Below are 14,197 nucleotides of genomic sequence, written 5' to 3' on the forward strand. Positions count from 1 at the left end.
CATTCCCTCCGAAGAGGGGCTGCCTGCTTCCCGCGCTCGACTTGCATGTATTAGGCACGCCGCCAGCGTTCGTCCTGAGCCAGGATCAAACTCTCCATTAAAAAGTTTGAACTAGCAAAACATAAATCATGCGATTCAACACCGTTGAATCGTCTTTGAATTGACAGACGCTTGACTTTCATTCAATTTTCAAAGGGCAGTTCATATGTCTCCGCCTTTTTTGGCGACTTTTATATAATATCATTTCTTCAAAACAAAGTCAACCTAAAATGTTGTTTTTTGTCGAAATGATTTATTTTCTTCCGTACCTTTTCTATAAAGAAACGGCGGAAGTACTGTTGATCCCTCTCTTTATCGAAGGGAATTCCCATTATAACGTTTTATAAAAAAATGTCAACAACACACAAAAATTTTTTATCAGAGAATGAAAATATCTACGGCAACCAGCATTAAAATACCTGGAATGCCTAAAAGTCCAGACACAGATACTGTTACTGCATTTATAGGCAGATGGTAATCAACGGCGCTGCCAAAAGCATTCAGAAAGAATAAGGCCAAGGCTCCTATAACGAGTTTTACCAATATACCGCCTGCCCACTTAATCGGCTTTTTCCCTCCACCCAACAAAAAAAATAAACAAACTCCTATCCCTGCCAACGAAATATAAAGAATTGGATCCACTATCTTCCCTCCATATCACTTTTTCCTCCATATATATGTACAGGCCCGAAAGGTTATCCCTAAAAGAAGTAAAAAGTTGTATGGGTAAATCAGAATGCCATAAAAAAGAGGCTCCCACCAGGCAGCAACATCCATAAGTAAGTTTCCACTCAATCTTTTGGAGTGCAGCACTATAAGGGTCCTCTTTAGGAGCAGGCGGTCATACGTACGCGCGCCCCGGATCGGTAAAGCTATACTCTGTCATAACCGTTGACACGGCGGTGACGCGCTTCTTTTAACAAAAACATATACTTAGCCCGTTTTCGTTTTAATTCTGTCTGAATGTCCAATGAAGGTTCTACGCTTCTATCTATAAGATGCTGGTATTTATCCAAATCCTCTTTTATCGTTTGAATCAGGTGAACCAATCGTTCGTTTTCCGCTTGATGAATACTTTTCTTTTGAAACAACATACCGTTTTCCCCACCTTAAAGTTCTCTACGCCCCTCAATAGCTTTGGACAGCGTAACTTCATCCGCGTACTCCAAATCCCCTCCGATAGGCAGACCATGAGCGAGACGAGTTACTTTAATCCCTGTGGGTTTCACCAGGCGGGATATATACATCGCAGTCGCTTCCCCTTCAATGGTCGGGTTGGTGGCTACAATCACTTCTTGAATTTCATCATTCTGAAGGCGTTTTATAAGTTCCGGAATTTTTATATCTTCCGGACCAATCCCATCCATAGGCGAAATCGCCCCGTGCAGGACGTGATAAAGCCCGGTATACTCTCTCATTTTTTCCATGGCCATCACATCTTTAGAATCCTGTACCACACACACAGAGGTCTGGTCCCGTTCTTTATCTTCGCATATTCTGCAGGGGTCAATATCTGTAATGTGATGACAGATAGAACAATAGGTTAAATCTCGTTTGGCATTAACTAATGATTTAGCAAAATCCAGGACATCGTCTTCCTTCATATCAAGCACATAAAAAGCCAGGCGGCTCGCCGTTTTGGGGCCGATACCCGGCAATTTCATGAATCCTTCTATTAATTTGGATATAGGCGTTGGATACTGCACCACATCCTCCTCCTATCACATGCCGGGGATATTCAATCCTTTGGTGAGCTTTCCTAAATCCTGCTCGGTTAACTCATCTACTTTTTTCAACGCTTCATTCATTGCAGCCAGGATGAGGTCCTGCAGCATTTCTACATCTTCCGGATCAACTACATTCTCATCAATTTCGATATCAACAATTCGTTTATCTCCGGCTGCTGTTACCTTTACGGCTCCTCCTCCGGACGTTGCTTCCACCGTTTTTTCTTTTAATTCTTCCTGCGCTTTTTGCATCTGCTTTTGCATTTTCTGCATCTGTTTCATCATATTTCCTTGGTTTTTCATTTACATAACCTCCATCGTAAAAAATTATTCTTCAATTTCCACCAGGTCCGAGCCAAAAAGTTTTACCGCTTCATCGACGAGCGGATCTGCTGTGTCCTCTTTTTCTTCAGACGGGTCTTCTGATCCTTCTTGTTCCTGCTGTTTTTGTTTAAATTCCTCTTTTATCTTTTCCCAATGCACAGATTGAACGGTTAAAAGATATAACGGCTTTCCGGACTTTTCCAATGCTCCTTCGATAAGAGCACGGAATTTTGTATCCACCATATTACGGTGCATTTCGTTTTGGAAAGCCAGAACCACCGTCCCCCCGTCAGAAACAACCGGTTTCGCGTCACTCAGCCACGCATGCGCCGGTACACTTTGCTGCTTGACTTCTTTCATGACGGTACTCCATTGATTCACGACGGACTGCAGTTCCTGTTTTGTAGCACTTTTTAACACTTCCCGGACTTTTCCTTCTCCCCCGAGCCCGGCAGAAATATTTTTGGCTGTCTGCCCGCGCGCTGCTTTGCCTGTTTCTACGGCAGGTGCTTCCTGAGAAGACGAGGGGGACGGGGATTTCCAATGTTTTATCCTCTCTTCCAGCCGGGCTATTTTTTCTTTTAACGATTGCACTTCTTCTGTTTCTGCTCCCCCAGTTTGAGTCTGCTGATTTTCCGCTGTATGACATATGTTAATCAATGCCATTTCCAGAAAAATCTTGGGGTGGCTGGCCCATTTCATCTCCTGATGATAATAGTTCAGCCGGTTGATCACCTCATATAACCAGTTGGTCTCTGTTTTTTGGGAAAGCTCCTCAAAGTTTTCATCCACTGTGACACGATCCATAATTTCATCTAAGCGGGGAGCTGTTTTATACAGGAGCATGTCTCTGAAATAATAAATCATATCTCCCATGAATTGAAGGGGATCTTTTCCGTCCCGTATCATTTGATCAGCTGCTTCTACGGCGGCAGGAGTGTCCTGATTTTTCAAAGCATGCACTACTTTTGTTAAAAATTGCTGAGACACAGTGCCTGTAATAGCCAGGACATCGTCTGCCGTAATCACATCTTCCGAGAAAGAAACAGCCTGATCCAGAAGGCTGAGGGCATCCCGCATACCGCCTTCCGCTGCCCTTGCGATTAAGTATAAAGCATCTTCTTCCGCTTCCCATCCCTGGGCCTCGAGAATATACTTCATCCTTCCCACCAAATCGTGGGCAGTGATCTGTTTAAAATCAAAACGCTGGCAGCGGGAAATGATCGTTAATGGTATTTTGTGGGGCTCCGTGGTCGCTAAGATGAAGACAGCATGTTTCGGCGGTTCTTCCAGGGTCTTGAGCAGGGCGTTAAACGCTCCCGTGGAAAGCATATGAACCTCATCGATGATATATACTTTGTAACGGACGTCCCTGGGAGCTGCGATGACGTTATCCCGGATATATCTTATTTCATCTACTCCGTTGTTGGAAGCTGCATCAATTTCAATAATATCTACAACAGAGCCATCGGTAATGCCTCTACAGGCCGCACATTCGTTGCACGGTTCCCGCACCGGCGCTTTTTCACAATTAATAGCTTTTGCCAGAATCTTAGCGGCGCTTGTCTTGCCTGTGCCACGCGGTCCGCTGAATAAATAGGCGTGGGAAAATTTTTCCTGTCCTAATGCATTTTGAAGGGTTTGGGTAATGTGTTCCTGACCCACTACATCCTGCAGTTCCTGCGGGCGCCAAACCCGGTACAGCGCCTTATAACTCACCCCCGGGACCTCCTTTCTTTTCTTGTTCTATTATACCGGTTCCAAAGACAGTTTTCAAAGCTCAAATACATCTGGGAGTTTCTACGCATCCGCTTCAGACAGACGCTTTTCGCTCTTGCTTTGATACTATGTCGTTCATAAACCTTTAACATAATAACAAAATAACAACGGATTTGCTTATAAAAAAAAACCGCCCATTTGGAGCCGTTTTTTCTAAGTATTATGTATAAAGCCGTGCACCTTCTGTCGGCAATGAATCCATGAGCGTTACCCGGGCAGTTAGCTCGGCCCAGGCGACTCTGCGGCACACAGAAGAGGCCGCTTACTGCTGCTTCCTTCCGGACCTGACAGGGTTCACGGGTTTCCGTTGCACAGAACCCGGACGTCAACACCACTTACACGGGTCAGGCCTCACGGAAACAAAGCCTCGAGAAGGGATTCAGCCTCGCTATAGCGGATTGCGAGTGCAGGGCACCGCTACCTCCCCGCCTAGCACGGCAAATTTGTTAACTTATTCAGGCACTCTTCTAAAGAGCGCATTACTCAGTATATCTGTTTTAAAATGAAAACGCAATAGATAACGTGCAGGAAAGAAAAAATTCTATCTGTTGTTTTTTTCCATCCCCGCTTCCTCTTCTTTCTTTTCCAGTTCCGAAATTTTCTCCATAATTACCTGTGGAGGTGTATGAACAATATGTTCGATTGGCATATTCAGTTTCTCGGCTAGTTTTTGAGCTGTTTCTGCTGAAAATTGATTTGGACGCACCGTTTTCCCTCCCGCATTTCACACATTCTATAACTACTATATCACGGGTATTTTATGAATCCAATCGTCATTCTTCGACTTCTTTTGTCTTCTTTTTTTCCTGCCGCTTTTGCATGCGCAGTTTCTGAAAAAATGCCGTCAGCAAATGACTGCATTCCTCCAGCAGCACATTCGATTGAACCGAACAGCGGTGGTTAAAACGTTCTTCTTCCAGAAGGTTCATTAATGTACCGGCACATCCTGCTTTCGGATCAGGAGCACCGTAGACAACGTGAGGGATACGGGACTGAACAACAGCCCCAGCGCACATGGGACAGGGCTCCAGGGTAACGTACAAGGTGCAGTCTTCCAGGCGCCAGCTTCCTAAAAAAGCACACGCTTCCTTTATAGCCAGCATCTCCGCGTGGGCAGCAGACTGCTGGCTGCATTCCCGTTGATTATACCCTCTTCCTATGATCTGGTTCTGATACACAATAACGCAGCCGATCGGGACTTCCCCTGCTTTTTCCGCCTTTTCCGCTTCTTCTATCGCTGCCTTCATCCATTGCTCTTCCAATACCTCAGGCACTCCTTCATTTTACATTGTTCTAACATCTTATTTTATCAAACTTGCGCGTTCCGTGTGTTTGATTGCTTTTTTTTATGGGAAGGAAGATGACAAATGGCACGTGAGCCTTATATCATTCAGAGTGCCTTATAGAAAGGATGGTTCGAATGCAGGCTGTAACGTTTCAGGATAAAGATCAGATGCGGGTAAAAGAAATCGAGACACCAACCATTCGGCAAAAAGACGATATGATTGTAAGAATCACTGCTACCGGCATATGCGGATCCGATCTGCATTTGTACAAAGGCGGTTTCCCCCTGCCTCAGGACTACGTCGTCGGCCATGAACCGATGGGAATTGTAGAGGAGACCGGTCCGGAAGTAAAAACCCTGAAAAAAGGCGACCGGGTCGTGATCCCTTTTAACATTGGCTGCGGGGAATGCTATTACTGCACCCATCAGATGGAAAGCCAGTGTGATCATTCCAACCCTCACGGCGAAATTGGCGGCCTCTTCGGTTTTTCAGAAATCATGGGCGACTATCCCGGCGGCCAGGCTGAATACCTGAGAGTTCCTTATGCTGATTTTACTTCTTTTAAAGTTCCCGAAAACAGTGAATTGGAAGATGAAAGTGTGATGTTTCTCTCCGATGTGATTCCCACTGCCTACTGGAGTGTGGAAAACAGCGGAGTGACCAACGGAGATACCGTCATTGTGCTGGGCTGCGGTCCAATCGGCCTTATGGCACAGAAATTTGCCTGGCTCCGGGGAGCCTCCCGCGTTATCGCTGTGGACCAGGTGCCGCACCGGCTTGAGCATGCAGAGCGTACCAACCACGTAGAAACGTATAATTTCAGCAGACATGAAGAAATTGGCAAGGTTCTGCATGAAAACACAAAAGGCGGAGCTGAGGTTATCATTGACTGTGTTGGCATGGACGGTACCGTGCCCCCAAATACTACGTTTGGTTCCGACGGAGATAATCAATTTGGCACGATCAGTCCGATTGTCACGGCATCTCAGGCCGTGAAAAAATTCGGCATGGTCCAGTTGACTGGTGTGTATGGCACCGAGGCCAACAATTTTCCGATTGGCGACTTTTTCAGCCGGAACGTAGGACTCACCATGGGACAGGCTCCAGTCATTCATTTAATGCCGGGGTTATATAACATGGTCGAAAACGGCTATATCGATCCAACTGATATTATTACCCACTCCATGCCTTTAACGGAAGCGCCTGAAGCATACCGTATTTTTGATCAAAAAGAAGACGGCAACATCAAAGCGATCCTTAAACCTTAAGAGGGAGCGGGCATACTCTTCGGACATTTATTCCGTTAAATGGCAGATTGTGCGAGGTGGGCTGGCTTTTTCGGACATTTGTTCCGCTATCCGAGGGTTGGACCACTTCTTTTACGCTAAAAAGGGAGAATAACGGAATATATGTCCGATGCCCCCTTCAACATGGGAAAAATCGAAGAAATAGCGGAATATATGTCCGATCGGTTTGTGATAAAACCGGTTCTTCGAAAAAACGCCCAAAATTTAGCTTTTCCCGCAAAACCCTGGATGACTCCAAGCAACCGATGCAGGCGGGACACTTTCACTGATCAAGACTGAAACCAATCCAGCCCGACCTGTACCGAGTAAGCTGTTAAGACGCTGTATACAAAAATACTGACCCCGGTGGTAAGCATTAATTTCCTTCTACTCATTCCAAGAGAGCGGCATATGGCTGCCACTGCCCACACGCCGACAAAAACAGTCGTTAATAAAACCATGATACCGCCGTAACGTTCTATTTTCGCACGGAACCGGTTGTGCTCCATACGGTGCAGCCAGTTTTGGAAGCGGGGAATTTTACTTAACTGATCATAAAAAAAGAGAATCGTGGGTACTCCCGCAAAATTCCCAAGTCCTGCCCATATTACTGCTGACACCGGCCCCATCCCTGCTACCATCATCGCAGGAATAGCGAGATAGATTTCAAAAAAAGGGATATACCCCATTCCCAGTGCAGAAATCGCAAGCAATAGATATTCCAACATTCCGCCTTCCCCCCTTTTTTCAGCTCTTTTTTTCTTTCTCGATCAACTCGAATATATACGTTTTGATGTTTTTCTGTTTCTCTTCGGACAGGGGAAGCAGATCAAACATATTGGCAAACCACAACCCGTCACTGACAAGCCGGACTATTTGGGCCAGTTCATCGGAAACCCCATCCTGTTTCATCTTGGCATCCATGTCCTGATATTTTTCATTCCAGGGCTGAATCAACTCCCGGTTCGTTGCAGCTGCAGCCAGCAGGCTCGTACTGACATTCAAAACATCCGGGCCATTCAGTTCTTTAAGTGATCCATCCAGATATGCTTTATTATAGGAAGATTCCTGTCGGTAAGCGTCTTCGATGCTTCGCGTAAAACGGGCTGCCACCTCTTCATTCATCGCAGTAATCAGACCCTCTTTATTAGGGAAGTGATGAATAAGTCCCGCTTTGCTCAGCCCGCATTCTTTGGCGACCGCATCCAGTGTCAGGCGATGCAGTCCCTGCTCTGCAACAACTTTAGAAGCTCCCTCAAGAATCTGCTGTTGTTTTTCCATGATTACTCCCCTTTCATTCAACCTACCAACCATTTGGTAGGTATTTATTTTACAGATTTCGTGACAAACAATCAAGGAGGGGAAGTCAATAATGTTTCAAAAAAGTCCGGAAGTATGTAAGCCTGCTGTCCATCTCCCAGCAGGCTTTGCTTTTATTAACAACTAAAGGTCAGCCCTCTCAACATCCCCATCGTAAGCCCCGTTAGAGCCCTGTGGAAAAAAGATCCTGTCGTATCATGATCTATTTCACAAATACGAACAATGGCATCCTTAAAAGGACTTCCGATTTGTTCCCTTTCGCAATAAGCATAGACAGCTTCATCCAGCCATGGCAGGAAAGAATCACTCCCAGCGGTTTCTGCGAAGATCATGGGATATAAATAACCCACTGCATTCCCACCGTCCATGATCGTACCGTTTCTATCATAAATAAATGGAACAGTCTCGTTACTTCGATAATAGGTTGCTGTGAAACCATCCTGCATTTCCCTGGATTCAGAAAAAAATACAGAATCATTATCATCAGCAATACTTGGAGGATAAACAAGGCCAAAAGCCATTTGGGCTATACTCCAGGCGACCCAGCTGTTATATCCCGCATGAATTTCATTTCTTCTGCTGGAGCTTTCTCCACCGCCCACTTTTCCTTCTCTCCCCTCTACCTGATGATTATAGTTCATTGCCTTTATATAATATCCAATCTCCTCAATTCTGCCATAAAGAGGATAGTCAGCAGGAGCAGAAGATTTGTGGTTATTTTGTTGGTGGGTAATCAAGTAAGAATCTAAAGCTAAACTCGCACCATAAAGGGCCACTATATTTGTAGAAAAATAAGGGGTGTAGGTACTCGGCTCCCTATACTCCTGATCTAAAACGTGTTGTCTGAACGTGCGGGTACTATCCTGCACGATAGAATTCAAATATTCATCTTCCAGATTCTCCTTCGAACGGTGATACAGTTCGTCTACCATGGTTTGTACAGGAGAATCAACTGATTTTAAACGCTTATAATTATAACGTTTAGCATAAATCATCGCCTGCAGCGTTAAACTCATACCTGGAGCATCAAACGGCCGTACTTTATCCATACCTTCTTCTCTCCATTTTAAATGAAGTTTTTCAATTGCCTCATTCAGCTTCTCCCCTGCTTCCTCCTTGAATGTTTGATTCTCTCGAGTGATGTGGCAAGCGAAATATTCCAGAACACTGAGAAACTGAATATCAAGAGCAAGTCTCATAAAGTGGGCGCCATCATGATACACTTCCCCCGTGTCAGGGTTTTCATAATCATCCATTGTGTCAAGATGACCCTTTGAACCAGCAAAATAAGTGTTAAAAACGTCCCTGGCATTTTGATAAGCGGTAGCCATAAAAACACTGTACTCCTCTCTTTTTATTTTTTATACCATGCGTGCTTTTTCCGTGATTTTCCATTTGTTAGTTATTTTCCCTGTATCGCTTTTTCTAAACTTCCGCACCATAAAAAAGCAGCACCGCTTATCCAATGCCGATCTAACGAAAAAGCTGGCTTCTGATATATTTTTTGTTGGAGAACATAAAAGGGAAGTCATCGATTTTGCCAAATATGGAATCCTATACCAGAAGTTCTTTATAGCCGTTGGAGGAGAGCAGCAGGAGAACTTTTTCCCCTTCCTGCACCATGCCGGTCCGCCGTGCCTGTTTGAGGGCTCCGAGGACAAGCGATGACGAGCGTTCCGCGTAAATGCCGGCTTCTGCTAATTCCTGTTGTTCTGCTTCCGCTCTCTCCGTCGGCACGACCACCGCTTCTCCCCCGGATTCCTGCAAGGCTTTCACACTTTGATAGGTCACCGTGGTTCCAGCAACAGAAGGAGTTTCCGCAGCGTTCCCTTCAAAATTGCCGATATAGGAAGCCCCGTGTCGTACAGCCTGCAACCGAGCAAAGGGTTCCACTGCCAGCAGCCGGGGCAGCTCGGAAATAACCTGCCTGTCATAGGCCTGTTTAAATCCTTCCCAAATCCCCCACAACAAGTCTCCTCTGGAAGTTGGAATAACAATAACACCCGGCAGCTTTTCCATATCCTCGATGATTTCAAAAGCGATACTCTTTAAACCTTGCACGCCAAATGGATTACTGCCGACAGGAGGATTCATAAAATTGGTGGCAGGATACCAGTTCCCTTTCTCCACCTCTTCTTTCATATGAGCCCATCGCTCCATCGGGTAGTCTTTCCAAATGATAGTGGCTTCTGTTTTTTCTATCGCCTGTTTCCATATAGGGTTTATCCCGCGCGTCGTTAGAATGACACCTTTCATACCAGCCATCGCAGCGTAAGCAGCAAGGGAAGCTCCGGCATTCCCGCTTGAAGCCGAAGCTACCGTCGTGAAGCCTGCTTCTATCGCCCGCTGTACAATATATGGACTCATTCTATCCTTATGAGAACCGGTTGGATTCTGGCCTTCATTTTTGAACCATATTTCCACTTTATATGTATCCGACAACGAAGAATGATAAATATGCGGTGTCTGTCCTTCACCAGCATATGGCCGGTCGTTATAGGGAAGCAGCTCATCGGACGGGGCTTGGTGCAGCCCAGAGGGGTGATACTGAAAGGAAACACTGGCCGGCTTCCCTTCCGCCAGACAGCGCGGACAGCCCTTAAAAAAATCACCAGCCGCGTACTCCATGCCACATCGCAGGCAATACATGTTTTTTATCTCTTTCCAACCCATAACACTCTCTCCTTTTCCTTCTATTACGTTCGTTTAGCGGTAACGACGAAGGAAAGAAAAACCGTCATCATCGTCAATGCCGCCAGCAGGCTGACAGTCTGATAACCACTCAAGCTTATCGCCTGAAACTGAAAAAGTCCCATCAGGACTAACATATAACTTAAAATAAAGAAATAACTGACAAACATCCCTTTTTCGCGTATCTGCTTCGTCCGCTCATCATTTTCTTTAAATTGCGGATAAAGGTAAGCATTGCAAAACGCCATCACACTAACGCCAAATAAGACCAGGTCGTGGCCTAAAGGAAATACCCCGCCCGACACCGCAGCTATACCGATAACCGTACTGAAAAGTAAAAACAAAAAACCGAAAATAACAAATTGAATCTGAAACGTTTTATTCTTCATCCTGCACCCTCCCCATCACTTATAATCCTCTTCTTCCAGAATAAAAATATCTTCAACCCTGGTATCAAATATCTCGGCGATAATCATAGCCAAGGGAAGAGACGGTTTGTACCTTCCTTTTTCTATAGAAATAATGGTTTGTCTCGAAACACCCAACGTTTGAGCCAGCTTCTCCTGAGAAAACCCCCGTGTTTTCCTATGTTCCTGCATTTTATTTTTCAATGCCCCCATCACCACCTATTTTTACATGGTAAAGTAAAGCTAACTTTACGTCAAGTTCACTTTACAAAAATTCTTTATGGTTATGAGCAGCCGTACTTACCTTGTATAAAGAAAGTCTGCAGCTAATAACAGCTGCAGACTTCTTTTATACATTTAATTATAATAGGGGGGTTATTTCAATACTTTCGTATCCAGGGTGTCTCTTTTGTCTACTTTTAAAAGTTTAGCAATGGTTTCTCCTGCCTGGGCCATTGAAAACGGAGCTTCGTTAGGGGAAGAGGGAAGATTACTGTTGACAGAATTTCCATAAAACAAAGCGATGCCTAAATTGGAGGAATGGCTGGTCGAAGCTGTTGGAATCTGCGGGCCGTGGTTCGCTCCCGGTTCGGAGACGGGCGCGGTCACATCTTTGTTATTCTTTCCCCAGACGAATCCTTTATTGTAGGCGAACACAACATCTCCAACATTCGGGCCCCAGTAGCCGATAATAGCTGCGTCCTGTTTCTTTATGGTCAAAGCCGTTACTGGCAGCGTTTCCTTCGGTGTCGTGTAACTCCAGGTGGTCAGTGCCTGAAACACAGCATTCTGCACCTGCTCATATTCTTCCGGCGGTACGGTGCCTTTTTCGTCTCTGCCCTGCAGGTTCACAAATACTTCCATGCCGCCTCTTTCATCTTTAAGGTAGGCTTTTGATTCGCTGATTACCTGCTTTCCTTCTTCATCCAACACACAAAGACCGCATTCTTCCAGCCGTTTGTGTATATCACAGAAATAATGATTTGGTACATCTCCGTGATCCGAGGCGACAATCAATGTAGTATCTTCCTGCTTTTCTTCCAGGATTTTTCCGACCGCCTGATCGAGTACTTCATAGCTTTTCCGCATATTTTCTTCATACACAGGAGCTTCTTCCGGTGTATAAAACGGAGAAGCAGGGTCGTATTTTCCCAGACTGGTATGATGCGTTTCATCATTTAATCGAAACACGGTGGCAAATAAATGATAGTCTTTTTCGCTCAGCAGGCCAAGCGCTGCTTCTGCCAGCCACATCGCCTGATACTTTCCTTCTTCAAAACTTGTCTCATGATACTTTTCTTCCGGGGAGGCTGTAACCGTCCAGTTAGAAATAAAAGGACCGCATTGGTTCAAGAGATATTCTTCGAGCTCCGTGTCGTTGGACAACTCGCCTTCTATCGTTATCTGCGATTGGAGCAGATCTATTTGCTGTTTATCCCGGTCATAGTGAACGAGTTTAAATCGTGTCCATCCGTTTTTCCCGTTCTCCAGGGGAATCGTTCCCCACTCCGACCAGTGGTCCTCTGTTATTTCCATTGTATATCCACCAGGCAGCAACAATGCTACCTTATCCTCGGTCAACGGCTGTATGGTTACGGCAACTTCGCCGCCGCTCTGAAGCTGGATGGAAAAGGCAAAGGCTTCGTCTGTTTTTTCGATAGGGAACCGATTGCTTTTGATATGATGGGCAAGTGTTCCAACCGGCGGCCATCCCAGAAACTCGTTGCCCTTTTTTTCCGGCCATTGATCCGGATTTGTTGTGTACACCGCTGACGGCGCCGCTTCAAAAGAAGGCTTACCGTAATACGGCGCAAAACAAAAATGATTGGTTCCTTCCGTGGACAGCGTCTGAGGAAAGTGGACCAACGCCGCTTTTTTGCGCTCCTGCTCCATCCTGCCAAGCAGATTCCCTTCGTTCTCTTTAGGTACATTCTGGCCTTTCCAGCAGTCCCCGGGAGCCTGTCCCGCTAGAAACGATACCCAGTTCACATCTCCCCATGTTGAGATGTAAGGCAGTAATTCAGAACCGGCTCCTTCTTTTAACATTTTGTTCATGTTGGGCAAGTACCCTTCTTCCGCAAATTTATAAACCAATTCCGGAATTAAACCATCTACCCCAAAAACGATGACTTTTTGTTCTCTCATGCCGCTTTCCCTCCATGCTAGTAATGTTACTGAAACACTTGGACGCTGTATTCCTTAATGACGTCCCGGTTGATCTCCACCCCGATACCGGGTTTTTCAGGGATATTGACTTTTCCGTTTTCCATCCGGACCGCATCATATATCAGATCTTCCCGGAACGGATGGGAGGATTGATCATATTCCAGATACGGCTCCATCGGATTCAGGGACAAAGGAATAGGAGGCAGCGAGGCTATATATTGCATCGAAGCAGCAAGACCAATACCGGAGCCCCACACATGAGGGATGAGCATGGTATTATAGGCCTGCGCCATGGCCGCAATTTTCTTTCCTTCCGTAAATCCACCGGAAGAACATAGATCCGGCTGCAGGATATCCAAAGCACCACCGGAAATCCAGTGCCGGTACCCTATTTTCCCGAAAATATTTTCCCCGGCTGCTACATAGGTTTTCGTAAGATTTTTCAGCTGTTTATACCCTTCTAAATCCTCCGGCGGCAATGGCTCTTCGAAAAAGTGAATATTATCGGATTCACTTTCCAGTAAAATTCTCCGCGCCAGAGAAGCATTATACGCCCCATTGGCATCCAGCATAATTTTTGGTTCTTCTCCGACAGCTTTCCGGATTTCATGAATGTATTCCAGATCTGCTTCCACGCCAAATCCGGTTTTCAATTTAAAGGCTTTAAATCCTTTGGATAAATGTGATTTTGCTTCATTAATGCCAGCTTCTATATCATCCTGATTCTTTTTCCGGTAAAATCCTGTCGCATATGGAGTAATTTCGGTACGAAAAGTGCCCCCTATTAACTTACTTACCGGTTTATTTACGCTTTTTCCGATGATATCCCAAAGTGCAATGTCCACACCGCTTATGGCATTGACCGCGGCTCCGGACTGGCCGTAAGGTCTGGAGACGTTATACATTTCTTCCCACAATACTTCCACATCAAAAGGATCTTTTTCCAACAACAGCGGCTTAAAACAATAATTGATGAATGATGCTGCGATTTCCGGAGGCTGAAGGCCATGACAAAGGGATTCTCCCCAGCCGGTGATCCCCTCATCCGTGACGATTTCTGTAATAACTGTGCTTCGTTGATGCACCCAGCCCTGGGAAAAAGAAAAAGGCTCTTCCAGCGGGGTGGTTAGTACATGAGGTATAACATCAATAATTTTCATTTCTCCTACTCC

General features: G+C 45.4%; 16 protein-coding genes, 1 rRNA gene and 1 other RNA gene. 1 reads left to right on the forward strand and 17 read right to left on the reverse strand.

The window, feature by feature from the left end; translation table 11 throughout:
• The 9 genes from G475_RS0115065 to tadA all read right to left on the reverse strand — a co-directional run.
• Positions 1-101 (reverse strand): 16S ribosomal RNA (locus G475_RS0115065); the annotation flags it as partial.
• Positions 102-417: 316 nt separating this feature from the next.
• Positions 418-681, reverse strand: a complete 264-nt coding sequence (locus G475_RS0115070; protein WP_026701987.1) for a pro-sigmaK processing inhibitor BofA family protein — start codon at positions 679-681, stop codon at positions 418-420.
• A 230-nt stretch (positions 682-911) separates the two neighbouring features.
• Complete coding sequence (locus G475_RS0115075; RefSeq protein ID WP_026701988.1) at positions 912-1,133, reverse strand: YaaL family protein; 222 nt, start codon at positions 1,131-1,133, stop codon at positions 912-914.
• Positions 1,134-1,148: 15 nt separating this feature from the next.
• Positions 1,149-1,745 carry a recombination mediator RecR gene (gene recR / locus G475_RS0115080; RefSeq protein ID WP_026701989.1) on the reverse strand — a complete coding sequence of 199 codons (597 nt, stop codon included), beginning with the start codon at positions 1,743-1,745 and terminating at the stop codon, positions 1,149-1,151.
• A 15-nt stretch (positions 1,746-1,760) separates the two neighbouring features.
• Entirely contained in the window at positions 1,761-2,069 is a 309-nt protein-coding gene (locus tag G475_RS0115085; RefSeq protein ID WP_026701990.1) for a YbaB/EbfC family nucleoid-associated protein, read from the reverse strand.
• Between the two features lie 24 nt (positions 2,070-2,093).
• On the reverse strand, positions 2,094-3,809 hold the full coding sequence (gene dnaX / locus G475_RS0115090; RefSeq protein WP_026701991.1) for a DNA polymerase III subunit gamma/tau: 1,716 nt from the start codon (positions 3,807-3,809) through the stop codon (positions 2,094-2,096).
• Positions 3,810-4,041: 232 nt separating this feature from the next.
• Positions 4,042-4,307: signal recognition particle sRNA large type (gene ffs, locus G475_RS26865), an RNA gene on the reverse strand.
• 103 nt (positions 4,308-4,410) lie between these two features.
• Positions 4,411-4,575 carry a YycC family protein gene (locus G475_RS26870; protein ID WP_084414151.1) on the reverse strand — a complete coding sequence of 55 codons (165 nt, stop codon included), beginning with the start codon at positions 4,573-4,575 and terminating at the stop codon, positions 4,411-4,413.
• Between the two features lie 67 nt (positions 4,576-4,642).
• On the reverse strand, positions 4,643-5,131 hold the full coding sequence (gene tadA, locus G475_RS0115100; RefSeq protein ID WP_156911735.1) for a tRNA adenosine(34) deaminase TadA: 489 nt from the start codon (positions 5,129-5,131) through the stop codon (positions 4,643-4,645).
• 158 nt (positions 5,132-5,289) lie between these two features.
• Here tadA and G475_RS0115105 point away from each other — a divergent pair, with 158 nt between their 5' ends.
• On the forward strand, positions 5,290-6,423 hold the full coding sequence (locus G475_RS0115105; protein WP_026701993.1) for an alcohol dehydrogenase catalytic domain-containing protein: 1,134 nt from the start codon (positions 5,290-5,292) through the stop codon (positions 6,421-6,423).
• Positions 6,424-6,731: 308 nt separating this feature from the next.
• Here G475_RS0115105 and G475_RS0115115 read toward each other — a convergent pair whose 3' ends face one another.
• The 8 genes from G475_RS0115115 to G475_RS0115150 all read right to left on the reverse strand — a co-directional run bounded on the left by G475_RS0115115 (position 6,732) and on the right by G475_RS0115150 (position 14,185).
• Positions 6,732-7,169, reverse strand: a complete 438-nt coding sequence (locus G475_RS0115115) for a small multi-drug export protein (protein WP_026701994.1) — start codon at positions 7,167-7,169, stop codon at positions 6,732-6,734.
• A 19-nt stretch (positions 7,170-7,188) separates the two neighbouring features.
• On the reverse strand, positions 7,189-7,722 hold the full coding sequence (locus tag G475_RS0115120) for a TetR/AcrR family transcriptional regulator (RefSeq protein WP_026701995.1): 534 nt from the start codon (positions 7,720-7,722) through the stop codon (positions 7,189-7,191).
• A 155-nt stretch (positions 7,723-7,877) separates the two neighbouring features.
• The gene (locus G475_RS0115125) at positions 7,878-9,092 is read right to left on the reverse strand and encodes a hypothetical protein (protein WP_026701996.1); all 1,215 of its coding nucleotides are present in this window, start codon (positions 9,090-9,092) and stop codon (positions 7,878-7,880) included.
• 223 nt (positions 9,093-9,315) lie between these two features.
• Positions 9,316-10,434: a threonine synthase gene (locus tag G475_RS0115130; RefSeq protein WP_026701997.1), complete on the reverse strand. Its 1,119-nt coding sequence runs from the start codon at positions 10,432-10,434 to the stop codon at positions 9,316-9,318.
• Between the two features lie 23 nt (positions 10,435-10,457).
• Complete coding sequence (locus G475_RS0115135; RefSeq protein ID WP_026701998.1) at positions 10,458-10,841, reverse strand: hypothetical protein; 384 nt, start codon at positions 10,839-10,841, stop codon at positions 10,458-10,460.
• A 15-nt stretch (positions 10,842-10,856) separates the two neighbouring features.
• On the reverse strand, positions 10,857-11,063 hold the full coding sequence (locus tag G475_RS0115140) for a helix-turn-helix transcriptional regulator (protein ID WP_026701999.1): 207 nt from the start codon (positions 11,061-11,063) through the stop codon (positions 10,857-10,859).
• A gap of 171 nt (positions 11,064-11,234) precedes the next feature.
• Entirely contained in the window at positions 11,235-13,004 is a 1,770-nt protein-coding gene (locus G475_RS0115145) for an alkaline phosphatase family protein (protein WP_026702000.1), read from the reverse strand.
• 26 nt (positions 13,005-13,030) lie between these two features.
• Positions 13,031-14,185, reverse strand: coding sequence for a mandelate racemase/muconate lactonizing enzyme family protein (locus G475_RS0115150; protein ID WP_026702001.1), 1,155 nt, complete (start codon positions 14,183-14,185; stop codon positions 13,031-13,033).
• Positions 14,186-14,197 lie beyond the last annotated feature (12 nt).

The sequence above is a fragment of the Salibacterium aidingense DSM 18341 genome, assembly GCF_000429685.1.
Classification (GTDB): domain Bacteria; phylum Bacillota; class Bacilli; order Bacillales; family Marinococcaceae; genus Salibacterium; species Salibacterium aidingense.